This is a genomic window from Sunxiuqinia dokdonensis (assembly GCF_001270965.1).
In the GTDB taxonomy this organism is placed as follows: Bacteria; Bacteroidota; Bacteroidia; order Bacteroidales; family Prolixibacteraceae; genus Sunxiuqinia; species Sunxiuqinia dokdonensis.
In genome coordinates this window covers 17822-41458 of record NZ_LGIA01000023.1, presented here as the reverse complement: position 1 = coordinate 41458, position 23637 = coordinate 17822, and the positions used below count along the sequence as shown (strand labels likewise).

Genomic DNA, 23637 nt, shown 5'->3' with positions numbered 1-23637 from the left:
AAGTTTAAACATTTATTATTTTATTCAGCCCAGAATACCGGTGTAGCAACTCCTTTATTAGAAGGAGCATTACTGTTACGGCTTGTCGAACTTTCAGCATAGGGGAAGCGTTGCAAAATCTTGTCAGCTCCCAATTCCGTATTATAATCAATGGGCGTGTATAATGTACCTGCAACATACAATTCGGGAGAGAATACATCATTTGCCCGATCGTAAATATCAGCTCCAGTCACATCTCCAAATTCAGGATATCCTAAACGACGCATTTCACACCAAGCTTCAAAGTTATTCGTACCACCTAAAGCGATCCATTTTTGAATGCCAATTACTTCAGCATAATTATCATTGTCATACGGATAATAGCTGGTGTAAATGTCTTCAGCACCACTAACCCCCGCAGCACTGAATGATGCTTCAATAGCAGCTTTATAGTGTGCTTCTGCATCAGTGGCTGACCCATAGCGAGCATAATACTCTGCCAGGAAAAATTCAGTCTCAGTTACTGTAATGAGATTGACAGGCATGTCATACGCAAATACAGGACGACAGAAATACGGAGATTTGTATTGGGCGGAAGTACTAAAGTTAGTACCGGAAACACCTCCTTTATAGTCTCCACTTTCATTAGTTTCAAAGAACGCAGGTACGCGAGGATCATTGCTGTCAAGCATGGTTTGCATGTACGCGATATTCGCTGTCACATTCACCTGATTAGATCCAAAATATGTCGCATACTCTTCTTGATAATAGGGGCTGGCTTTACCAGTTTCATCTGTCCAAATATCATCCCAGGAAATATCTTCCGTTGGGAAGTTGTCTTCCTGAATTAGTGCTGCGATTTCAGACTGTACATTCTGGACATTGCTCATTCTCATTAAAATCCTTAATTTCAGTGCATTTGCAAATTGTATCCATTCTTCGGCAGTCGATGTTCCAAACAAGAAGTTTGTTTTAACAACACTTGAAGCTGTTGCTTTAGATAGTGCGTCATCCAGCTCTCCTAAAATACCTTGATAAATAGTCATGCCATCATCATAGGCAGGTGACAGGTTCGTTGGGTCGAGCGCTTCAGTGTAGGGAACCTCTCCATAAGCATCCACTAAGACTTGATAAGTAAAGACTCTCAATGTTGTAGCCGCTAAAAATGTTCCCCATTCTTCAGATTCGGTCGATTGTTCGCGAATTGTTTCAAGGTTTTTAAGTGCACGTTGATACAGTTGCGTATACGTGCTACTCGAACGGGTAGCAGACATGATAAACCGTGAATAATCGACATAGTTACTGGTACCAAAATTCTGCGAGTAATGTTGAGAATAGTACCCACCAACAATACGTAGAAAGTTCCCGTAACTTGCAGCTACGTTCATTTCCGCTCCCGGGAAGATCATACCTGCGGTCACGTTATTTTCCGAAGGGGAGTTTGGATCTTGATTTATATCCAGGTATTCTTCACAAGAGGTCATACCCAGTATAAGTATTACGAATAAAAATATTATCTTTTTCATATATTTTGGAGTTTTAATATGTTATACTAAGGTTGAAACCAAAAATGCGGGTAGCTGGGTTCACATACATTTCTCCGAAAGATCCTTCCAGGTCCGTACCTGTAGTGCTCGATTCAGGATCGATGAAATGATTGTCCTCAGCGGTCCAAACAAAAGCATTGTTCACAAAAGCAGAAAGCGAAACGTCACTTAATGATAAATCATTAGTCCACTTTTTTGGTAAGCTATACGAAAGTGTGACGTTGCGTAACTTAGCAAATGTACGATCTACCATGTAGGCAAGCCCTCCGTTTCCATATCCATAGGTGTCGAAGTATTTCTGGAAACTATCATCGGTTGTTTTGATTTGAACTGTATTTTCTAAATAACTTCCATCATCAGTCACCAGAACTGAGTTTGGAATCACAAATGGATTTCTGTCATTGTAGGTTGTGACCACACTATTGCCGGTAAACTGCATTAAGTTCTTGGTGCGTGAAAACATTGATCCACCGTAGCGTACGTCAAGTGTTGCACTTAGCGATACACCGTAGGCCGATAAGGTAGTCGAAAGACCGCCAGTCCAATCATGGTTCATATCTAAGCCGGTATCTTCTACGTCTGTTCCCAATACAGGTTGCCCAGCTTCATCAACGATTTGATATCCATAATACTCGCTGCTCTCGTCCGTTACGTATTGTGGCAAGTAGGTATAGAACGTACCCATTGCTTGTCCTTCTTCCGCATACATATATACGGCATCATTACCTGCAGAAAAACTGTAGATATTCACTTTTCCTCCGTCTAAGCTTTCAGGCATTGAGAGGACTTTGTTACGGTTGATTGCAAAGTTTACATCTAAATCCCAACGGAAATTTTTGGTTTTTACGGGAGTGGTGCTCAATAACAATTCAACTCCTTTGTTTTGAACCTCACCGAAGTTGGTAACCGTAAAGCTGTAGCCCGTTGATGGATCAACCGGTAAGGTGAAAATCTGATCCTTTGTTTTTCGGTTATAAAAGGCTGCATCAATACCAATTCGTCCATTTAAGAATTGCAGGTTTAATCCAGCCTCTGACTCAGAAGTCATTTCGGGTTTAAGTGCAGTGGCTCCAGCCCTATTTGAGGAAATGAAGGAGTTCGTACTATTCATCGGGAATGCGGCAATATCACTTCCGTAATACCCGTTAGCATAAGCCTGGATAAATCTGTTACTTGTAAAATACGGGTCTGCATCATTACCCGTTTGCCCATAAGCAACTCGTAACTTACCGAAAGAAAGCACCTTGTTGTCTGACATTAATTCTGAAAAAATCCAGCTTAATGTAGTTCCGGGGTAAAAATAACTATTATTACCAATAGGTAAAGTCGAAGACCAATCATTACGAGCTGTCATGTTTAAGAAAAGCATTTCCTTATAGCCAAATGTTGCATCCCCAAACAGGCCGATCAAGCGACGCTTTGATTGTGCTTCTGAAAGTACCGATCGGGTAGCACCATTACTCAAATCCCAGAATCCGGTTTCGAATGTAAGAACATCAGTTTGACCGACCATCACGGTTGAATATCTTTCATTGATGTTTGCACCAACGATCCCTGTCAGGGTGAAATCGCCAAAGCTGGTATCATAGCTCCCAAGGAAGTCATGGTTGATCTCATATGCTCTTCTGTAGCGTGCATATACGTTACCGTCTTGATTCATGTTGCTAGGCGCATAACCGTAATCTTCGTTGATTAAAGCATCGTCCAGGCGAATTTGCGGAATTCCCATCTTAAAATCATAATCAGTATAATCAAATCCAAAACGATAAGTCAACGTCAGTCCTTCCATCGGCATGATATCTGCCTGCAATTTTCCATAAAATTGTTTTGACTCTAAGTGGTTATAATTGTTTTTCAACGACCAGTAAGGATTGGTAATACCGTATGGCGTGAAATAGGCCTCGGGGGTGTTAAACGGGCTGCTAAGATCTTGCATGTCAAGAATAGATATATCTCTTGGCATTTCGTAAACTCCATCAATTACCGATGTTCCTTGGTAGGAACTTGTCATATCAGTTTCTGACTTAGCAAAGTTGATAGAAGATGAGATTTTGAACCAATCATTACCCTGATAAGCTGAACGGAATGCTAAGGTGTTCCGTTTATAAGAGTCCGCATTGGTAGGCATAATACCATCGTCGTCAGAATTTGAGAAAGAAACATAATAGCTTACTTTATCATCTTCTGAAACTCCACTCAGTGAAATATTCTGGTTTGTAGAAACCCCAATTTCAAAGAAGTCTTTTACATTATTTTTGCGAGCAGAATACTCGTGAATCAGCTGTTGGTTGTTCCAGATGGGCCCATACACTTGTGTTGAACCATCTAAACGTGGTCCCCATGAACCATTTTCAATATAGGTTTGCGTTCCATCCCATCCTTGTCCAAATTCATTCTGGAATTCGGGCAATAGTGAAATTTGACGTAGTTGCAGCCCTCCGTTGTACTGAATCGTGAAGTTTTTACCTTTACCCTTGCTTCCTTGCTTGGTTGTAATCACGACAACGCCATTAGAAGCGCGGCTTCCGTATAGGGCTGTTGCAGCTGCACCTTTAAGGATCGTCATTGACTCGATATCGTTTGATGATATATTCGACAGACCGCTTGTTGTGAGGGCGTTACCCGATTTGTCAATTGCAGGATCATCCAGATTTAGTGAACTATTCTGCAACGGTACGCCATCAACAACATAGAGAGGTTGATTACTTCCGTTAATGGAACCAAAACCTCGAATAGTCATTGATGTTGCTGAACCTGGATCAGAAGACGTAGATTGAATTTGCACGCCAGCAACCTTCCCAGATAGAGAGTTTGCTACATTTGTGCTACGATCTTTCATCAATTCTTCACTGGCTACAGTTGTTGCAGCATAGCCCAGTGTCTTTTCTGAACGCTTGATCCCCATAGCCGTAACAACTACTTCGTTGATACCAACGACATCAGCTTCCATCACCACATTGATGGAAGTTCCAACGACGGGCACTTCCTGGGTTTGCATGCCCACAAAGGAGAACACCAGAGTGGCTGCATCCTGAGGAACTTTCAAGATGTATTGTCCGTCAAGATCGGTAATTGTACCCAGGGTGGTACCCTTAACTGATACAGAAACGCCGGGGATGGATAGACCATCTTCCGCGGAAGTGACTGTACCTGTAATTTCCTTGGTTTGCGCGAAAACCGACTGCAAACCAATTGCAAAAATTGCAAGCAATAATGCGATTTTTTTCATAGAGATAATTTTAATAATTAAACAGCATCAATTCTTTACTTATATTAATAAGGACAGTAAATTTTCGTATGTTTTATTCTCCCTGGAATGAACATTGAGCTTTTGTTCCCCCAAACAAAAAACCCAAGTCGAAATGTTAATTTGAAACCTTCAATTTCAATCTACAAAGATGTTAAAAAATATTAACAGATTACAAAAATATAAAAAAAATGAAATTACAAAAGCTTTGTTCGAAAAATCACACTGAAATTGACATATCTCATTTTATCAGTGCAAAGCCCTAACTTGCCTTCTTTTAGTTCTCGCTAATCCTATATACGCTGTTGTATGCGACTAGTAAGAACACGGAGCCGGAAAGTTCAATAAAGAGAACCTTCAGGCTGATTGAACCAATCAATTCAAAAAAATAAGGATCAAAATGTGATACCCCCTTGTTCAAAACACTTCATTCAATAACTTTTATTCCCCCAAACAAATGTTATTTTATCGACTTTTTTAAATCGTTTTTTGACACCTTTAATTTTAATTTAAAACTTTTTGTGTCGAAATGTTAAAGAACATTAACGAATGCAAATTTAAAAATATATAACTGTCAAAAAAATCGAGGCCGTTATTCTTAATTGATTTTACATGACAAAAGTCACATTCCGTGTTTTTGCCGCAATTGTGGTATATATGGATAAATATAGATATTTGTCTTTTTGTCAGAAGGTTATGCTTTTTCATCCGGTGTTTTCTCCGGCCTTGCGTGTAGTGATTCTAAATTAGAATAATTTCGTCAGGAGGGCAATTTTTTCAATAAAGTAAGTGGTACTTGCGGGGTTTATTTTTTCAAAATAGTATTTTTTGAACTTGCCCCATTCTTTTTTTGGGGGTGTAGCCTGGATATTGTTGTTTTTTAAAACGAACACCTGACTTATGCCCATGCCTTTTGCTCCAAGGATGTCCGAATCCCAGGAGTCGCCGATCATGATGCTTTTGCTTTTTTTTGAGTTACAACACTTTAATGCGTGCTGGAAAATCCGCTTATCGGGCTTTGGAGCCTGAATCTCTTCGGAAATAAAAATCCGATCGAAATAGGGGCGCAATCCGCTCGACTCAATCTTGCGGTGCTGGACCTCTGTAAAGCCGTTTGTAATAATATGCATCGGGTAGCGCTTTTGCTTCAGGTAGTCCAGCGTTTCAATCACGTCGGGATAAAGTTGTGTTTGTAAAGGCATGAGCTTCAGGTACAGTTCATTCATCGCCAAAGGATCGACCCCGTCGATGTCAAAATGCCGTAGCGTTTCTTCAAAGCGTTTGCGAACCAGTTCTGGTTTTCGGATTTCCTGATTGCGGTAGGCTTCCCAAAGTTTGGTATTGATGGCTTCGTAGTAGTCGAAAAATGTGTCGAAATCAGCAATTAGGTCGGTGAGTTTCAGCTCGGCTACAGTTTCCAGCATCGCCAGCCGCGAGTTGGTTTCAAAATCCCACAAAGTGTGGTCGAGATCAAAGAAAAGTTGTTCGTATTTTTTCATGTGACAAGACTATTTGCTTTCTGTCCGCGTTTTCGTTAGTCGTCGTGCTCATGTCTTTCTTCCGAACGGTTTGCGATGGCCTTTTCTTTTTTGCCGGCCACCACAATCACGATTTCGCCTTTTACAGGTTTCGATTTAAAATAAGTGGCCAATTCGGTCACAGTTCCCCGTTGAGTTTCTTCGTAAATCTTGGTCAGTTCGCGCGAAACAGACGCTTGCCGGTCGGGACCAAAAAATTCGGCAAACTGCTCCAGACTTTTGATCAGCTTGTAGGGCGATTCGTAAAAAACCATCGTGCGCTCTTCTTCGGCGAGCTGTAACAGTTTTTTTTGGCGGCCTTTCTTTGGTGGCAAAAAACCTTCAAAGCAGAAGCGGTCGTTTGGTAGGCCCGAGTTGACCAGCGCAGGAATGAGTGCGGTAGCGCCGGGCAGGCATTCCACTTCCACATCAGCATCGATGCAAGCCCGGACGAGCAAGTAGCCCGGGTCGCTGATGGCCGGTGTGCCCGCATCCGAAATCAGCGCAATGGTTTCACCACCAGCCATGCGCTGCGCCAGGTGCTCAACCGTTTTGTGCTCGTTAAATTTGTGGTGCGAAAACACCTTTTTCTGGATTTCAAAATGATGGAGCAATTTGGACGAGGTTCGCGTATCTTCGGCCAAAATCAGATCCACGGTCTGGAGTACTTTGATGGCCCGCAGGGTCATGTCATCCAGATTGCCGATTGGTGTGGGTACGATATAGAGTTTTCCCATGCTAATTGGTAAATCGACGTTTAACCAGTTGTGCAAACTGTATGCTGGTCTCGGTTTTTTTCCATTTGAAATTGGCGTTCAAATAACTGACGGCCTCATCCAGACTGTTTGCCTGATCAATTTCCTGAACTGTTTTCCGGAACAAGTCGGGTTGGTTATCGAACAGTTCGCGGGTGTACTGAAAACGGTCGTTCAGTCCAATGGCCGTTTCCAGTTTGGTGATTGGCGAGCTGGCCAGCTTTTTATCGAGTGTTTTATTGCCCAGCATCAAATCGTTGAGCGATTTTCCTTTGACGAAATTTTCGCCCACGGTTTTTTTGATGTTTTCGGTTTCTTCTTCCGCTTCAGTTTCTGAAGTTTTCTCCACTGCTGCCGGCGCCTGTTCTGCTTCGGGCTCCGTTTTGCGGTGCTCAGTTTTTTCCAATTCAGAAGGGGCTGCTGGCACTAATTCCTGCATTTCCGGTTCCGGAACGGTATTGGCCTGTGGTTTTGCTTTCGGAAGCTCCCGCTCTTCGGGTTCATTCACGTCTTGCGTCGGTTCTGCTTCTGTCGCGGTTAACTTCTCCCGCACCGATTCAATTTTTGGCTCGGGTTGGCTTGGCACCGAAGTGGCTGTTGACGCCGGCCTGGGGCTGTCCTTTTCAGCGTTCCAGTCATGCAGCTCTTTCAGGTATTCAAATTCCTGAAAGACCAGCTTTGATTTGCTTAAGGCGATGTCCAGCTCAAAACGCGAAAGTTGATCAGAGCGCCTCAATCCGTTGGCAATCTCGTTTAGTTCTTCCAGATCTTTTAAGATCAACTGGATCAATTTATGTTTTTCCATCATCATTTTAAAGCGATTTAAAATCTTGCCGAAGGGTACTGGTCTTGCTCAAATTGCTATGCTGCGGTGCTTCTGGAGGCTTGAAAATAACAATTCGGTTCGTGACCCTAACCCGACATTTTCGTTACTTTTGTAAAAGTAGTAAATCCAAATTGAATCACGATCAATGTTTCTTGAAAGGGATGTCAGTCACCATAAAAACGGTGGCACCATTGAAGTTATTGCAGGGTCTATGTTTTCGGGGAAAACAGAAGAATTGATCCGGCGTTTGCGGCGGGCGAAGTTTGCCCGCCAGAAGGTGGAGATTTTCAAGCCGGTGGTCGATACACGCTATTCGCTGGAGGAAGTGGTTTCGCACGATGAAAATTCAATTCCGAGTACACCAGTAGAAAATTCAGCGAATATTTTATTGCTGGCTGGCAATGTGGATGTGGTCGCCATTGACGAAGCCCAGTTTTTTGACAAAGGGCTGGTGGATGTTTGTCAAAAGCTGGCCGACATGGGCATTCGGGTGATTGTGGCCGGTTTGGATATGGATTTTAAAGGCAAGCCCTTTGGGCCCATGCCAGAGCTGATGGCTATTGCCAACTATGTGTCTAAGGTTCATGCCATTTGTGTGGGCTGTGGAAGTGTGGCGCAGTTTTCGCATCGGCTGGTGTCGAACGAAAAGCAGGTGCTGCTGGGCGAGAAAAGCGAGTATGAACCCCTTTGCCGGGTCTGTTATAATCAAGTAAAAAATCAATGAACCCAATTTCAATCCATACAATTGCATCCGCTGTTGAAGGCGACCTGAAAGGGAATGCCGGAAACGGAGACCGCTTGATTTCGTACTTGTCGATTGACAGTCGTACCTTGGTGGATCCGGAGGGCAGCTTATTTTTTGCCTTGGTTGGCGAGCGCCACAATGGGCATCAATTTATCCATGAGTTGTACCAGCAAGGCGTGCGCAGTTTCGTGGTTTCTGAGCTTCCGGACGATTTTGAGGCGCTGAAAGAGGCCAGTTTCATTTTTGTGAAAGATAGCTTGAAAGCCTTACAGCAATTGGCTGCATCGGTTCGCGACGAATTTCAGTTTCCGCTGGTTGCCATCACCGGAAGCAACGGAAAGACGATGGTGAAAGAGTGGTTGTTCGATTTGCTGCAACACCAGCTGCGCATTGTCCGCAGTCCGAAAAGTTACAACTCGCAGGTGGGTGTTCCGCTCTCGGTGTGGAACATGGCGGGAGCAATGGATCTTGGAATTGTGGAGGCAGGTATTTCCAAACCCGGAGAAATGGTCCGGCTGGCAACGATCATCCGACCGGAGATTGGCTTATTTACGAATATTGGCGATGCGCACCAGGAGAATTTCCGCTCGATGGCCGAGAAGGTGGAAGAGAAGCTCCGGCTTTTTGAAGGTGCCCGACTGCTGGTTTGCCGGCGCGATCAGGATCTGGTTTATCAGCTGGCGTTGCGTAAATTCGAACACAGCTCAACCCGGATCGTAAGCTGGTCAACCACGGGCTTGGCGGCCGATCTGGCTTTTGCCTTGCAGCGTGACGGGCAGTCAACAAAAATTCGGTTGAAGTGGGAAGAAGCGGTTTATGAAGTTGAGATTCCCTTTTCCGACGAAGCATCCATTGAAAATGCGTGCCATTGTCTGGCTTTAATTTGCGCCAACAATTGGATCAATCATTCGGTGCTTGAGTTGTTTGCCGGCTTGCAGTCGGTGGCCATGCGTTTGGAGCTGAAGCAGGGCGTGAGCGGCTGTACCTTGATTAACGATTTTTACAATTCCGATATCAATTCCCTCGAAATCGCCCTCCAGTTTTTAAATCAGCAAACCAGTTCCACCGGGCAATCCAAGACGGTGATTTTGTCCGATATCAAACAGTCTGGCTTTGCGCCCCACCGGTTGTACACCGAGGTGAACCGTTTGTTGCAGTTGAATAAGGTACATCGGATGATTGGCGTTGGAAAAGCGATTGGCGCACACCGGGCGGTGTTTCAGTTGCCTGCGCAGTTTTTTGAAACCACCCACGATTTCATTCAGGATTTTCAGACCGGGAAATTTCGAAACGAAGTGATCCTCATAAAAGGGGCGCGCGAGTTTCGGTTTGAAGAAGTCGCATCGGTACTTCAGAAGAAATACCATCAAACCCAGCTCGAAATCAACCTGAACATTTTGGTTGATAATCTGAATGCTTTTAAGGCGATTGTGAAACCAGAAACCAAAATCATGGTCATGGTCAAGGCTTTTTCCTACGGAAGTGGAACCACGGAAATTGCCCGCGCTTTGGAGTTTCAGAAAGTGGATTACCTGGCTGTGGCTGTTGCCGATGAGGGCATTGAGTTGCGGCAAGCGGGCATCGAAAGCCCGATTGTAGTGATGAATCCTGAGGAGCACAGTTTTGATGCGATGATTGAATACCGGCTGGAACCCAATATTTATTCGCGCACGGTATTTCATCAATTCAACCTGGCCGCACGCAGCGCCGCCGTGGTTCAGTATCCGGTGCACATCAAGCTGGAAACCGGCATGAACCGGCTGGGGTTTTCTGATGTGGATGAGCTGCAGCAGGTGGCAGAACAAATTCAGGCAGAAGAAATTCTTCGGGTGCAGTCTGTGTTTTCTCACCTGGCCGGTACCGACGAGCCCTTGCACGACGCCTTTACCTGGAAGCAGTACGAGCGGTTTGTCAAGCTGGCTGAGGTGGTCACCTCCAGACAAAAACACAAGGTCATCCGGCATCTGCTAAATTCCGCCGGGATCGAGCGCTTCCCTGAATTTCAACTCGACATGGTGCGTTTGGGCATTGGCCTTTACGGAGTGGCTGTCACCAAGCTTGGCGTTCGGCCCATTACGCATTGGACCAGCACCATTTCGCAGGTAAAAATGATTGGGAAAACCGAGACCGTTGGTTATGGACGCATGGGGCGGGCCAATGAGCAGAAGAAAATTGCCGTCGTTCCGGTGGGTTACGCTGATGGCTACGACCGTCGGTTCAGCAATGGCGGAGCCAACATGTGGGTGAACGGGGCATGTGTTCCCGTAATTGGCAATGTTTGTATGGATATGACCATGATTGATGTGACGGATGTGGATGTCAAAGAAGGCGATTTGGTCGAGCTGATGGGAGAACACATTCACCTGAAGGAGCTGGCTGAACGGGCCAATACCATACCCTATGAAATTCTCACGGGCATTTCGCAGCGCGTTAAGCGTGTGTATTCGCAGGAGTAGAACGACTTAGCCCAGCTTACTGATTCGATCCAGTTTGTTGGCATCCAGAATCCGGATTTTGCGACCATCAATGGCAATGACTTTTTCTCCGGCAAAGGTTGAAAGGGTGCGAATGGCATTGGATGTGGTCATGTTCGACAGGTTGGCAATGTCTTCGCGCGATAGGAATGCTTTAAGCGTGGCGCCATCGTTTTCGTAGCCATACTTTTCTTTCAGCAGCAGCAGCGATTCGGCCAGTCGTCCGCGAATGTGTTTCTGGGTGAGCGTAACCGTTCGTGAGTTGGAGAACCCCAGTTCGCGGGCCAGTTTTCGTAAGATTTTTGCCGTCACATCCGAATTTTTCAGCATCCGGTTGAAAAAGAAGTCCGGATCAACATGACAAGCCAGTGAATCTTCCAGTGCCATAGCGGAGGCAATATGGATTTCTTCGGCCAAAAGCGCCCGGTAGCCAATGTAGCCTAAGGGTTTGGTCATTCGGATAATTTGTTCGCGGCCGCCAACGCCTTCCTTAAAAATCTTGACCTTTCCTTCAATTAAAAATGAGAATCCGGTGGGCTTATCACCTTCTTTATAAATAAATTCGTTTTTCTTAAAACTGGTGAGGGTTATGTGTTTGAGTAGTTGTGCCTTTTCCTCGGGAGTCAGCAAACTGAAAACCGATTTTGGATTTCCCAGCATTTCTTTAATCCCCATTTCGTGACTCAGCATATATTCCAACTTTATATGTTATACAGCATCAAAGTTAGCCAATTTTAACAAATAAAAAACGTTTTCCGAACATATTTTGGATCAACATCCTCTGCATGATACCCTTGTGATTCATGGGTCTTCACTCGGAATATTGGTTTTTTTTGATTAATGATAGCGTGCCACCAGGGGCATCTTTCTGCCAAACCCAAAAGCTTTTGAGCTAACCCTTAAAATGGGAGGGGACTGAAATCGTTTATATTCGTTTTGATTGACCATTTGGGTCACTTTCAATACGGTTTCCGAATCGAAGCCCTGTTTGATGATTTCTTCCGGTGACATGTTCAGTTCAATGTAGTTGAAAAGAATGGTATCCAAAACGTCGTAGTCGGGTAGCGAGTCTGTGTCTTTTTGGTCGGGCCGAAGTTCGGCCGACGGCGGTTTGACGATGCTGTTGTGTGGAATGATTTCTTCGTTGCGGTTGATGTAGTGAGACAACTTGTAAACGTCGGTTTTATACACATCGCCCAACACAGACAGGCCGCCGTTCATATCGCCGTACAAGGTTCCGTATCCCACGGCACACTCGCTTTTGTTGGTGGTATTAAGCAGGATGTTTCCAAACTTGTTCGATAAAGCCATCACCAGAATGCCCCGGGTGCGTGCTTGTATGTTTTCTTCGGCAACACCCGGAGGAAGCTTGTTGAACAAGGGAGCCAGCTGCGTTTCAAAGTCGTCGACCATGCTTTGAATGGCGATGGTGTCGTGGCGGATGCCGAGCTTCTCAGCCAGTTTTACAGCATCGTCCACACTGTGGCCGGAAGAATATTTCGAGGGCATCAAAATTCCGCGTACATGATCTTTCCCCAAAGCTTCAACCGCGAGGGCGCACACCAGTGCGGAGTCGATACCACCCGAAAGTCCTAAAATGGCATCGGTGAATCCCATTTTTTGGAAATAGTCGCGGATGCCTAAAATCAGCGCCTGGTGAATTTTGGCGATGTAATCCGGGTGGTTCTGATGCTTAGGCTGCGGGTTTTCGGTGTCAACCACCTGAAAATCTTCTTCGAAATAAGCCAGTTCAACTGGAATGCTTCCATCCGCTTTCAGAAAAAATGAACCGCCATCGAACACAATTTCGGTTTGTGCACCAACCTGGTTGACGTAAACAATTGGAAGCTGGTACTTGATGGCCTTTTTCACCAAAATATCTTTTCTCCAGTTTTCCTGGTTATACGAAAAAGGCGATGCCGAAAGGTTGATCACCAGGTCGGGCTTCAGTTTACTCAGCTCTTCCAGGGGCGAGCGGGTGTACAATTTGTCTTTGCCAAATTCATTTTGCGTGGGTTGCTCATCCCACAAATCCTCACAAATGGTAATGGCCAGTTTTTTTCCGTTGAAATGGACGATGTCGAATTGCCGGTTGGGTTCGAAATGCCGGTATTCGTCAAAAATATCATAGGTTGGCAGCAACGATTTGTGGCGCACCGTTTCAACCTGGCCATCTTTTAGCAGGTAGGCCGAGTTGAACAATTTTTTGCCTCTCGGACTTTGATTAATGCTTGGCGCGCCCACCAAGGCAGCGACCTGGGTGCATTCCTTTGCTATTTTCAGGACCGTTTGTTCTGCCTTTTCAATAAACTCTTTCCGTTCAAGCAGGTCGTGCGGGTAATAGCCGGTGACTGCCAGCTCCGAGAAAACAACCAAATCGGCCTGCTGTTGCTCGGCTTTTCGGATCGCGTCGATCATTTTATTGGCGTTTCCTTCGAAGTTGGCAATGTGGTAATTGAGTTGCGCCAGTGCAATTTTCATGGTCAATCTGTTTTAAGTTCTCCAGCCTGTTTCTGCTGATCGCATTGCAGTCCTGCATTCAACAGTAGCTGACATGGCGAATTGTTGATGAGCAAAAATAGTTGAAATAGGGTAAAAACCGCCGCCTGTTTTGCTGAATGTGAGATTACTTTCTGCCTAAGTTTGCGGCCTGTTAGTTGGATTAGAAAATGAGCCCGATCTTCAGGACCACCGAATTTAAGGTCGTCTTATCATCAAATTGCTCATTTGAGGTGACATCCAGAAAGCCGTTTTTGTAGATGAGGCCAACAGTAACGGCATTGTTTGCACCCAAATCGAAGCTGGAGCCACCACCGATATTTAGTGCCAGGTTAAACAAGCCAACCTCGTCGTGGATGTTGTGTTTGTCGAGGAATCCATTGCCGCTGTCGCCTTTGGCTTGTATGTTGACAAATGATGAAAACCCGAATTGCCCCCAGTAGGTCCATCGCCTGAATTGGCTGGTTTGCAACTTGATGGCCAGTGGCACTTCAACGTACTTTAAGCGATATCGGAATTGGGTGCCCGAGTCAAAGGTTTCGCCTGCAAAACGAATGGCACCTGCATCATCGTAATAGCGAAGGTTTCCTCTGACGTTGTTGATTAAAAGTCCGGTAGCAAAGGCATATCGCTGTTCTTCATCAAAAAAGAAATCGGCATTGATTCCGTAGTCGAACCCGATGGCCGCTTTTCCTGATTCAACGCCTTGACTGTCGGACGAAAGCCAGTTAACCGAGGGACTTCCGGTAAAGGATAAACGGGTTTTTCGCTGCGAAAAGGTCGGTTGGCTTAATAAAATGACAAAGCCCAATAGCCATAGTTTGTTTCGTATTTGCTTCATGAGTTTTCGTTTTCTGAATAAATGAACGGTTGATGATGGTTTTTTTGTATCTGCAAATCTCCAACTTTCTTTTGAAATAGGCAATCGGTTTTCATAATCGATTCTGTTTTCATTTTGTCAAGCGCCAATATTTATCGTAAGTAGCTTGTGTAGAGTAAGTTGTTCGATGTTTTATTTTTATTTGATCTAAATAAGTCGTAACTTTTGTAAGCAAATTGATTGATTAACTCAAAAACACTTAAAAATGAAGACAAAAAGTAACATGATGCAAAAAGCAATGCTGTTGGCCTTGTCCATGGTATTTGTTTTTGGAGCACTGCCAATGATGGGCAATGCTCAGGACCAGCCCTCACTCTATGGAGTGATTGACTTTATGAAAGTCAAGCAGGGAAATGAAGCGAACTATGTGGATGTTGAAAAAACGGTGTGGAAACCGATTCACCAAGAACGGATCAACCAGGGCGAAATTGTTGGCTGGGTTTTGTATGGCGTTCGCTACGCCGGGGCCGACGATGAATACAACTATGTGACGGTTGCTCTTTTTGACGACCCTGCCAAGTTGGAACATACCTTTTCGGTGGATGTGGAGAAGGTTCATCCGGGGAAAGACTTGGACGCACTTTTCCAGAGAACCATGGAGAGCAGGCAGCTTGTCCGGCAGAATCTTATCCGCAGGGTGGATGCTGTGTATCCGGAAGGTGGCCCGGGAGAATTTAAATACATTCAGGTGAATTACATGAAAGTAAAACCGGGCGAAGGCGGAGCGTATGTTGACAATGAGCTGACGGTTTGGAAGCCAGTGCACCAAGAGCTGATTAATGCCGGAACGCGTGCCGGCTGGTCGTTGTGGCAAGGCGTATATCCATTCGGAACCAACATGCCTTACGATTATGTGACGGTTGATTACTTTGCCGATTTTTCGAAACTGGGTGCAGCCGATACCGAAGCAGCTTTCAATAAGGCCCATGCGGGAAAAGATATGGACAAACTGTTTGCAGAAACGATGAACTCAAGGAGTCATGTGCGAGCTGAATTGTGGGAAGTTCTTGATTCGGTTTGGAAAGAGTAGCCCTTGGCAGTGTGCCCAAATAAAAATTTTGGGCTTGGAAAATATTTGTTAGTTTAACAAGTTATAAGCTTGACCCCGATTTTTGCGGAATATCGGGGTTTTTCTTGATTAGAAATTAATTTTGATTCTGAATTTGACAGACTTTTGTATGATGACTCGCTTAACTGTTTTAATGCTTGTAGGATTGGTTGTTTTCTCCTGTCAGCGTAATCCGTTGAAAATTGATGTTTCGGAAGTCGAGCTTGATTTGATCTTCAAAAATTACGAAGATGATTTATTTGCACCGGCCGATAATCTGGAGGAAAAAGTGTTGGAATTGCAGCAGGCGTATGGCACATTCTTCAATTTGTTCAATCAGCACATGATCGGCATTGGCGAGCCTGGCGATGAAGATTTTTACCCCCAGCTGGCGTCTTTTTTGTCAGACACCATGATCGTGAATCTGAAACGTGAGGCGGATCAGCGGATTGATCGGGCAGGGTTGAAGCATGATTTTACCGAAGCTTTCAAGCATTACCGCTTTTATTTCCCGCGAAAAGTTGTGCCGGCGGTTTATACTTGCATCAGCGGGTTAAACGAGTCGGTGGTGTTGGCCGATTCGCTGATCGGGATCAGCCTGGATAAATACCTGGGAGCCGATTTTGATTACTATCCGCGGCTGGGGCTGCCGGCTTATAAAATCAGGAATATGCACCCGCAAAAGATTGTGCCCGAGGCCCTTTATTTTTGGGCGATGACCGAGTACCCAATCAGCACGCAAGCCAGTAAAGTGATTGAAAGTATGATTTACGAAGGAAGCCTGCTTTATTTTGTTGATGCCATGCAGCCGCAGGTGCACGACAGCCTGAAAATTGGCTACACCAATGAACAGCTGGAATTTTGCAAGGCCAGCGAAGGCGCCATGTGGGCCTACCTGGCCGAGCATAACTTGTTGTTTTCAACCAAGCGAATGGACATCAAGCGTTATGTGGATGACGGGCCGTACACGTCAAGTTTTACACCGGAATCGCCGGGGCGGGTGGGCGTCTGGCTAGGCTGGCAAATTGTGCGGTCGTACATGAAAAAGAACCCGGAGGTTACACTAAAACAACTGATGGAAAACCAGGACTATTTACAGGTTTTAAACGAATCAGGCTACCAGCCGGATTAGTTGGTTTTGAGCAGAAAACCACTGCCATGCACGTTTTTTATTTCAATAGAAGAATCATCAGCCAGGTATTTGCGCAACTTGGTGATGTAAACATCCATGCTTCGGGCCGTGAAATAGCCATCGTCACCCCAAATCTTTAACAAGGCGGTTTCGCGCGGCAACAATTCATTTTTGTTCAGGCAAAGCATTTCCAGCAAATCAGCTTCTTTAGGTGAAAGCGTTTGTTGTTTTTCGCCGATCGAAATCTTTCGAAGGGGCACATCAAACAGGTAGTTGCCCAGCTGGTGTTGCACGGATCTGACTTGCTTTATCTGCCCGTTCCGGTTTAAAATGGCTTTAATCTTGCAAATCAGTACTTCGGTGTCGAACGGTTTGGTGATGTAATCATCCGCGCCAATGCTGAAACCGCGGAGCACGTCTTCTTTCAGACTCTTGGCTGTCAGGAAAATAAACGGAACCTGTTTGTCGATCTTCCGGATTTCCGCACCGACCGTGAATCCGTCAACATGCGGAAGCATCACATCGAGCAGGCAAAGGTCGAACGGCGTGCTCCGGAAACGTTCCAGTGCCCGGCTACCGTCGTCCACCCAAGTTACTTCAAAGTCATTCAACTCGAGGTACGATTTGAGGACCGCCCCGAAGCTCAGGTCATCTTCCAGTAAAAACAGGTGATGTTTTTTATCCATTGTTTTCCGATTTTTAGTTGTCTCTCATAAACGGCAGGAACACTTCGAACTGGCTGCCCTTGCCTGGCTCACTCTGAACCGCAATGGCTCCCTGATTGGCTTCCACCACCGCTTTCACATAGCTCAACCCCAAGCCAAATCCTTTCACATTATGAATGTTGCCGCTTGTTTGCCGGTAGAAGCGTTCAAAAATATGGGACTGAACCGATTTGCTCATACCCATACCGCCATCTGAAATCCGGATGAGCAGACCTTTGGCGTTGTTCCAGGTTTCCACCTTTATTTCGGGCTCATCGGGCGAATATTTATTGGCATTGTCCAGCAAGTTATAAATAATATTGGCACCGTGAACCCGGTCGGTGGTGACGGTTGGGTTGACCGCCCGTAAGTTGATTTCAATTTTTCCACCTCGCTTTTCCACTTGCAAAGCAATGCCTTCGATGGCACCTTCAATCAACTGATGAAAATTGAGTGGCTCCCAGTTGAATTCGAAATCTTTTTTATCGAGCCGGGCGATGGTTAGAATGTCTTCAACCTGCCGGTTCATGCGGGCATTTTCTTTTTTGATCATGTCGATAAAATACCCAATCTTTTCGGGTTGGCTGATCACTTTTTCGTTTCGGATGGAATCGGCGGCAACAGAAATGGTCGCAATGGGTGTTTTAAATTCGTGGGTCATGTTGTTGATGAAATCCGACTTCATTTCTGATATCTTCTTTTGCCGCAGCATGAAAAAGATGCTCAGGGTGAAGGTCAGCAAGATAAAAATGGAGAAGAAAAGCGAGGCCACCAGCAGCCACGAAACTGATCGGTAGATGTATCGCTCCTGCTTGGGGAAGAATACGGACAGCTTGGTGTTGCGGTCGAAAATGGCCCGGGGAAACAAATCGGTTTGGTAGCGGGTGCCGACAAGTCCAAGGCTGTCGGCATGTTCGGTCATCGACTGGATGGTGTCGTGCTCAAGAATAGCCGCATCGAAATCCAGCTTGATGTTTTGGTTCTCCAGTTCTTTTTTTAACAGGCTGCTGACTTCACTCAGCGGAATCTCCTCCAAATCGAGTGTCGCCATTTCGCGCACAAAGCGAGAGCCGAATCTCTTCAAATTTTCGGAACGCATTTCCAGGCGCCTTTGTAATTGCGGATTGAGTTCCCCGAACTTGTTGGTCAGGGTTTCGATGGAATCGAGTTGAGTCAGGGCCGAGTGGGTGAGCGCAGTTGTGGTGGTGTAAATGGTGTCGCCGTCGGAAAATGAAAAGCTGCTGTGCTCAACCAGCGTGTCGCCGGGAGCCGAAAACTGGAATACCTGAATGTTGCTGTCATTTTCAAGGGTTTCGAATTCAATTCGCCTGCCTTTGTTCGATTCAGAATCGCGGATGATTCGCACGGCCCGCGGCGGGACAGGCGGCGCATTGCGGCCGTTGCGTTGCCAGTAGGGCCGCCCCGGACGTTCAATGCCGGTGAGCACCTCCACATCGTGATGAATTTCAATCCGCCGCACGGTGTTGTTCAGTGCTTCGGTCACACTGCGGTCGAACAATTCGTTTTTTACCTGAATGGCATTGTTGATCCAGATCAGCTGAATAGCAATGATACCCAGGATTGACACACCCATGAGCACCATTAAATAGATAAAAAAGCGTTTGTTCATGTTTCAAAGATAATTATTTCAAGTCGGGGCTTTTTTGACTTTAACTTTCCCTTAACAGATTTTAACCGGGCCTTAACTGAGATCTGGGTGCCAGTGGGTTTACCTTTGTTTTCGTAGAAATCAATTTTAAAGCAATACACATGAAAACAAATTTGAAGATTGGCCGATGGGCACTGATTATTTTTTTGCTGCTGCCAGCTGTTTTGGTATCGGGCCAAACCGATGAAAAGCCGGAAAGGCAGCGGCGGGTAAAAATGGTGAAGGTCGTCAATGGCGAACGAACCGTGTTGGATACGCTGATATCGGGGGATGAAACAGGTTTTGCCTGGATTGATGAGCTGGATTTAAGGTGCCGGCTTGATTCGACGCTGAAAAGACGGTTGAATCGCTTTCGGTATGAATTTTCGGATGGCGAAAACGAAGACGTCTTTGTCTTTGCGCCGGGCGACCGCCCGTTTATGCGCCACCGGGGAAACCGAATCATGCTTCGCGACAGTCTGCTTGCCTGTGATTCGCTCGGGATGCGGATGATGATCCGGCGTGGTGATGGACCGATGGCTCCAAACAGATCTTTTCGTCATAATCGGGCGTTTGTTCATGTGCCAGGGGCTCCTTACCCACCCATGCCAATTCAATATTTGGATCGGCATCCGGATGACAAGATGGTCATTCGCTTGGACGATCCTGATGTGATTTCTTACAAGAAAAAAGATTTGAGCGGTGGGCGCGAGAAGATCGAGATCATCCGTAAAAAGCGGGACGACCAGCCACAAGAGTTTGACATCGAAGAAGAGATGATTATCGAAGAAGAAGAAAAATAGCCGGAAAGACAGTTCGGCCTTGGGTCAACCTTCTACTTCGATTTCAATTCCACAAAGAAATTCGAGCGTAAATTATTTTAAAAAATAGCGTACCGGTTTTGAAAAAAGGTGTTTTATTTTTGATAAAGTAGGGCATACTTTGAATAAAATTGCTTAGCATTTGACAAGATCACGTTTTGCTTTTGTAAGAATAGGTTGAGGATTTATAAGGAAAGGTCAAGCTAGTGATATATGAGGTTAAACTATTGCTAGATGAGGTGGAACTTTTGCCAGACGAGGTAAGAGTTTTGCCAGATAAGGTAAGACTTTTGCCAGATGAGGTTGGATTTTTACCAGATGAGGTAAGACTGTTGGTAGATGAGGTTACATTTTTGAATGGGGAGGTTCAAAATTTAAAATGTGATGTTAGAAGTTTAATAGATGATGTTGGATTTTTAAATAAGAATGTTGAATTGTTGTCAAAGTAGGTATTGATTTTCAAAAATGAATAGACAGTTTTAATAAAAGGCGTTTTGGCTTTCATAAAAGAAAGGATGAGTTTTAAGTTTAGGGAGCCAATTGTGTTTTACACCATTCGAACCAAATAGAAAAGCTGACCGGGTAGTAAATCCGGCCAGCTTTCAATCTACCTTCACGCAGATTTAATTGATTGACAAAGATAAACTTCTGCAAGCAGTTAGGGAATTCAAAGTCAATCAACTTCGTATTATTCAGCCGGTTTAATGGCTGCTGTTGTCTTGTTGTCCATCGACAACTTGAGCGGATCAATTTCTTTGCCCCAGTAAATTGTTTGATGCGGGAATGGAATTTCGATGTTGTGTTTGTCGAAAGCAACTTTCAGTCGTTTGCGGTATTCCCGTCCTACGGTCCACTGTTGAATCGGCTTGGTCTTAATCCGACCTTTCACCACCAGTGCGCTGTCGCCAAAACTATCCAAACCGAAAATTTCCATCGGCTCGAGAATCAAGTCTTTAAATTGATCATCCTTACGTAAATCTTCCGAAACTTCTTTCATAATTCGCATCACCTCATCCAGGTCTTCCTTGTAAGCCACGCCAATGTCGAAAACCATCGCCGACCATTCTTTGGTCATGTTTGAAACGGTATTAATCTTTCCGTTTTGGAAAACATGAACCACACCCGATAAATCGCGGAGTGTGATGGTTCGCAGTTCAATCTTCTCAACCAACCCGCCGGTGCCATTAATAATGGCGACATCGCCGGTTCGAATCTGGTTCTCGAGCAAAATGAAAAATCCGGAAATAAAATCGCGCACCAGCTCCTGGGCACCAAAACCAACGGCCAGGCCAATAATACCGGCACCAGCCAGTATTGGAGCAATGTCGATGTTGATTTTTTTCAGAAAGATCATGATGAAAATGGCCCAGATGACAACGGCCACGCCTTTTTTCACGATTCCCATGAGCGTGTTGAGTCGTTTTTCAACTTCCAGGTTGGGCTCATCGTTGTGATGAACGGTTTTGGAAGTCAATACTTTTTTCAATTTTCGAAGCATGAAACTGCTCACCCGGAGTGCGATCAGCAAAAGCACAACGAGAATGATGATGGCTGGCAATTCTGTGATAATCCACTCAGCCAGGCTAGTTGCAAAAGTTTCCCAAAAATCAGCAGTAAAGAAGTCTTTCATGTTTTTTTGTTTTTTTTATTGATAATGTCCTCATTGGTGCTTTAAACAATTAAAGGCTGCCCCGCATGGAGCAACCTTGGATGCTTAACTGTTTGATTATTGAATGAGTACTGGCAACGACGGATTTTTTTGAAAATCAAAAGTTACCGGGATGACAGCCCATGAGTCTACAATGGTACCATCAACAATGGCGGGTTCCCATTCAGCATCAACTTCTTCAACGGCAGCAACGGCCGCTTCTTCCAGCTTCTTGACACGTTGTTCGTAAGGCGAATCAATGTCTTGATCTGCGGTAACAAACGATACTTCACCATCTTCTTCAACAATAAATTTAACATACACTGTGCCTTCAACACCGAAGTTTTCTGCTCCTTCCGGGTAATTGATGTTATTCATCACTTCCTGTCTAAAGGCTTCATAACCCATTTCAGGTTCTGCTTCCTGCTCCGGAGCGTAGTAAATCCCAACGCGGGTAGCAAAGTTTTTCATTTTATCTTTCTCGTTTCTAAACAGGTGCATCAGTTCTGCAACCTCTTTTTTGGTCGCCATATCATCAATACCCGATACTGCTACACGGTCAAGGTGTCCGTTGTGATAAACATATTCGTAGCCGAAGTTTGGATAGTCATCAACAATTTCGTAAACCTGAAACAGGTAACCCTCTATGTTATCCTGCATCTTTTCCAGCTCATCATAGTTTAAGTCATCATGCTGTGCGGTCGCTGTAAGCGCACCAGCCATCAAAATGAATGATGCTATCAGTGTTTTGTAAGTTTTGCTCAATCTTCTGTTCCAATTCATAATAACTCCTATTTTTCTGATTCAACTTCTATTGTGTTTCGTATCGATTGGCATTTTTCACCTGATTGGGGTGATGGTGTTGTGGAAAATGCAAATCAACAGTTAATCGTGTTGGAAATTTCGTGCCATGCTGTGGTTTCTTTTTATTCAAATCGCAGGATATGAAGGTTGTGTGGGGTTTGGCGCGTGGTTTTGAATGAATAATCAAAAAAGAACCTGATGTGGAATAATTTTGAATTTTGTGGAATTCTTTTCACAGCGCTTACGCCAGCGGAGCTTGGAATACGCTTAACATCGGGATTTGGTCGATTGGTTTTTAACTTTCGTCTAATAAATGAGGCGATTTGCTTGCGTTTTCCAATATTCGAGGGACTATTTTATTTCTTATTGTAATTTCTTTTTCATTTGCTGATGCAAAGAGTTAAACGTTTGGAAAAAATAGTAGTCTACAAGCTAAACGAAATTTATTACTGTGAAAATTACGATTGATCAACTGAGTAAAATCTATCCAAACGGGAACCGGGCACTGAACGATGTACATCTCGAAATTGAGAATGGGATGTTTGGTTTGCTGGGGCCCAACGGAGCCGGGAAATCAAGTTTGATGCGCATTTTGGTCACTTTGATGAAGCCGAGCCACGGAAAAGTCACCGTTAATGGCTACGATTTGGTGAAGAACCGGAAAGAAATTCGCAAAATGTTGGGCTATTTGCCACAGGATTTTCGTTTTTTCTCGCAGTTGACCACCCACGAGTTTTTGGATTATGCTGCCCGTTTGGCCGGAATGAAATCGGGCAGGGAACGAGCCAGTGCCGTTGATAAAATGCTGGAAGAAGTGGGCTTGTTTGAGGCTCGCGACCGGCAGGCCAACCGTTTGTCGGGCGGAATGAAACGCCGTTTGGGAATTGCCCAGGCGCTGATCAATAGTCCAAAAATTATTATCGTTGATGAACCAACGACGGGCTTGGATCCCGAGGAGCGCATCCGGTTCCGAAACCTGCTGTCCACCATTTCAACCAACGACGTGATTATCATCCTGTCGACCCATATTGTAGGCGATATTTCGAGTACTTGTAAAAATATGGCGCTGCTGAATCGCGGAGAATTGGCCTATAGTGGTTCGCCTGACGATCTGGTGGAACAGTGTGTTGGGAAAGTCTGGCTGATTCACGCCACTGAGTCAGAATACCAGGAAATCAACGAAAAGTATCCGGTTATTTCGAATGTTCCCACCAGCGATGGTTGGGAAATTCAGGTGGTTGCCGATGAGATTAACGGCTACTCCGGGCAGAATATCGATCCAAACCTGGAACATGCCTATGTCTATTTTATGGAAAGTCAGTTAAATCAATGGACCGCTATCTAACCTTCAACTCCTGAATTT

The 23637-nt window shown here is 44.9% G+C and carries 19 protein-coding genes; 7 read left to right on the top strand and 12 right to left on the bottom strand.

The window, feature by feature from the left end; genetic code table 11:
* Window positions 1–20: 20 nt before the first annotated feature.
* From NC99_RS02305 to NC99_RS02285, 5 genes are all read right to left on the bottom strand, one after another.
* Window positions 21–1505: a SusD/RagB family nutrient-binding outer membrane lipoprotein gene (locus NC99_RS02305; RefSeq protein WP_053179443.1), complete on the bottom strand. Its 1485-nt coding sequence runs from the start codon at window positions 1503–1505 to the stop codon at window positions 21–23.
* Window positions 1506–1518: 13 nt separating this feature from the next.
* Window positions 1519–4755 carry a SusC/RagA family TonB-linked outer membrane protein gene (locus NC99_RS02300; protein WP_053179441.1) on the bottom strand — a complete coding sequence of 1079 codons (3237 nt, stop codon included), beginning with the start codon at window positions 4753–4755 and terminating at the stop codon, window positions 1519–1521.
* 764 nt (window positions 4756–5519) lie between these two features.
* The gene (locus tag NC99_RS02295; protein WP_053179439.1) at window positions 5520–6272 is read right to left on the bottom strand and encodes a YjjG family noncanonical pyrimidine nucleotidase; all 753 of its coding nucleotides are present in this window, start codon (window positions 6270–6272) and stop codon (window positions 5520–5522) included.
* A 35-nt stretch (window positions 6273–6307) separates the two neighbouring features.
* Window positions 6308–7027, bottom strand: a complete 720-nt coding sequence (gene rsmI, locus NC99_RS02290; protein ID WP_053179437.1) for a 16S rRNA (cytidine(1402)-2'-O)-methyltransferase — start codon at window positions 7025–7027, stop codon at window positions 6308–6310.
* A gap of 1 nt (window position 7028) precedes the next feature.
* Window positions 7029–7856, bottom strand: a complete 828-nt coding sequence (locus NC99_RS02285; RefSeq protein WP_053179435.1) for a hypothetical protein — start codon at window positions 7854–7856, stop codon at window positions 7029–7031.
* A gap of 160 nt (window positions 7857–8016) precedes the next feature.
* On the opposite strand from NC99_RS02285, the gene NC99_RS02280 reads away from it, so the two are divergent.
* Both NC99_RS02280 and NC99_RS02275 read left to right on the top strand, forming a co-directional pair.
* Window positions 8017–8595: a thymidine kinase gene (locus NC99_RS02280; protein ID WP_053179433.1), complete on the top strand. Its 579-nt coding sequence runs from the start codon at window positions 8017–8019 to the stop codon at window positions 8593–8595.
* Window positions 8592–11072 (top strand): bifunctional UDP-N-acetylmuramoyl-tripeptide:D-alanyl-D-alanine ligase/alanine racemase, encoded by a 2481-nt coding sequence (locus tag NC99_RS02275; protein WP_053179431.1) that lies wholly within the window; start codon window positions 8592–8594, stop codon window positions 11070–11072. The genes NC99_RS02280 and NC99_RS02275 overlap by 4 nt, the downstream gene beginning before the upstream one ends.
* Before the next feature lie 6 nt (window positions 11073–11078).
* Here NC99_RS02275 and NC99_RS02270 read toward each other — a convergent pair whose 3' ends face one another.
* From NC99_RS02270 to NC99_RS02260, 3 genes are all read right to left on the bottom strand, one after another.
* A complete protein-coding gene (locus NC99_RS02270; RefSeq protein WP_053179429.1) occupies window positions 11079–11780 on the bottom strand; it encodes a Crp/Fnr family transcriptional regulator in 702 nt (233 codons plus the stop codon).
* Between the two features lie 147 nt (window positions 11781–11927).
* Window positions 11928–13571 (bottom strand): NAD+ synthase, encoded by a 1644-nt coding sequence (locus NC99_RS02265; protein WP_053179427.1) that lies wholly within the window; start codon window positions 13569–13571, stop codon window positions 11928–11930.
* 181 nt (window positions 13572–13752) lie between these two features.
* Window positions 13753–14430 carry an outer membrane beta-barrel protein gene (locus NC99_RS02260; protein WP_053179425.1) on the bottom strand — a complete coding sequence of 226 codons (678 nt, stop codon included), beginning with the start codon at window positions 14428–14430 and terminating at the stop codon, window positions 13753–13755.
* Between the two features lie 244 nt (window positions 14431–14674).
* Here NC99_RS02260 and NC99_RS02255 point away from each other — a divergent pair, with 244 nt between their 5' ends.
* Both NC99_RS02255 and gldB read left to right on the top strand, forming a co-directional pair.
* Window positions 14675–15499, top strand: a complete 825-nt coding sequence (locus tag NC99_RS02255) for a hypothetical protein (RefSeq protein ID WP_053179423.1) — start codon at window positions 14675–14677, stop codon at window positions 15497–15499.
* Window positions 15500–15647: 148 nt separating this feature from the next.
* Entirely contained in the window at window positions 15648–16649 is a 1002-nt protein-coding gene (gene gldB / locus NC99_RS02250) for a gliding motility lipoprotein GldB (protein ID WP_157624372.1), read from the top strand.
* Here the strand turns inward: gldB and NC99_RS02245 are convergent.
* Entirely contained in the window at window positions 16646–17335 is a 690-nt protein-coding gene (locus NC99_RS02245; protein ID WP_053179419.1) for a response regulator transcription factor, read from the bottom strand. The two genes, gldB and NC99_RS02245, sit on opposite strands and share 4 nt — an antisense overlap.
* 13 nt (window positions 17336–17348) lie before the next feature.
* Window positions 17349–18983 carry a sensor histidine kinase gene (locus NC99_RS02240; protein WP_053179417.1) on the bottom strand — a complete coding sequence of 545 codons (1635 nt, stop codon included), beginning with the start codon at window positions 18981–18983 and terminating at the stop codon, window positions 17349–17351.
* Between the two features lie 140 nt (window positions 18984–19123).
* On the opposite strand from NC99_RS02240, the gene NC99_RS02235 reads away from it, so the two are divergent.
* Window positions 19124–19804, top strand: a complete 681-nt coding sequence (locus NC99_RS02235) for a hypothetical protein (RefSeq protein WP_053179415.1) — start codon at window positions 19124–19126, stop codon at window positions 19802–19804.
* 257 nt (window positions 19805–20061) lie between these two features.
* The gene (locus NC99_RS02230; protein WP_157624370.1) at window positions 20062–20271 is read left to right on the top strand and encodes a hypothetical protein; all 210 of its coding nucleotides are present in this window, start codon (window positions 20062–20064) and stop codon (window positions 20269–20271) included.
* A gap of 239 nt (window positions 20272–20510) precedes the next feature.
* Here NC99_RS02230 and NC99_RS02225 read toward each other — a convergent pair whose 3' ends face one another.
* Both NC99_RS02225 and NC99_RS02220 read right to left on the bottom strand, forming a co-directional pair.
* Window positions 20511–21452 carry a mechanosensitive ion channel family protein gene (locus NC99_RS02225; protein WP_053179411.1) on the bottom strand — a complete coding sequence of 314 codons (942 nt, stop codon included), beginning with the start codon at window positions 21450–21452 and terminating at the stop codon, window positions 20511–20513.
* Window positions 21453–21548: 96 nt separating this feature from the next.
* Entirely contained in the window at window positions 21549–22253 is a 705-nt protein-coding gene (locus NC99_RS02220; protein ID WP_082326264.1) for an energy transducer TonB, read from the bottom strand.
* Window positions 22254–22725: 472 nt separating this feature from the next.
* Here NC99_RS02220 and NC99_RS02215 point away from each other — a divergent pair, with 472 nt between their 5' ends.
* A complete protein-coding gene (locus NC99_RS02215; protein ID WP_053179408.1) occupies window positions 22726–23619 on the top strand; it encodes an ABC transporter ATP-binding protein in 894 nt (297 codons plus the stop codon).
* The last annotated feature ends 18 nt before the right edge of the window (window positions 23620–23637 follow it).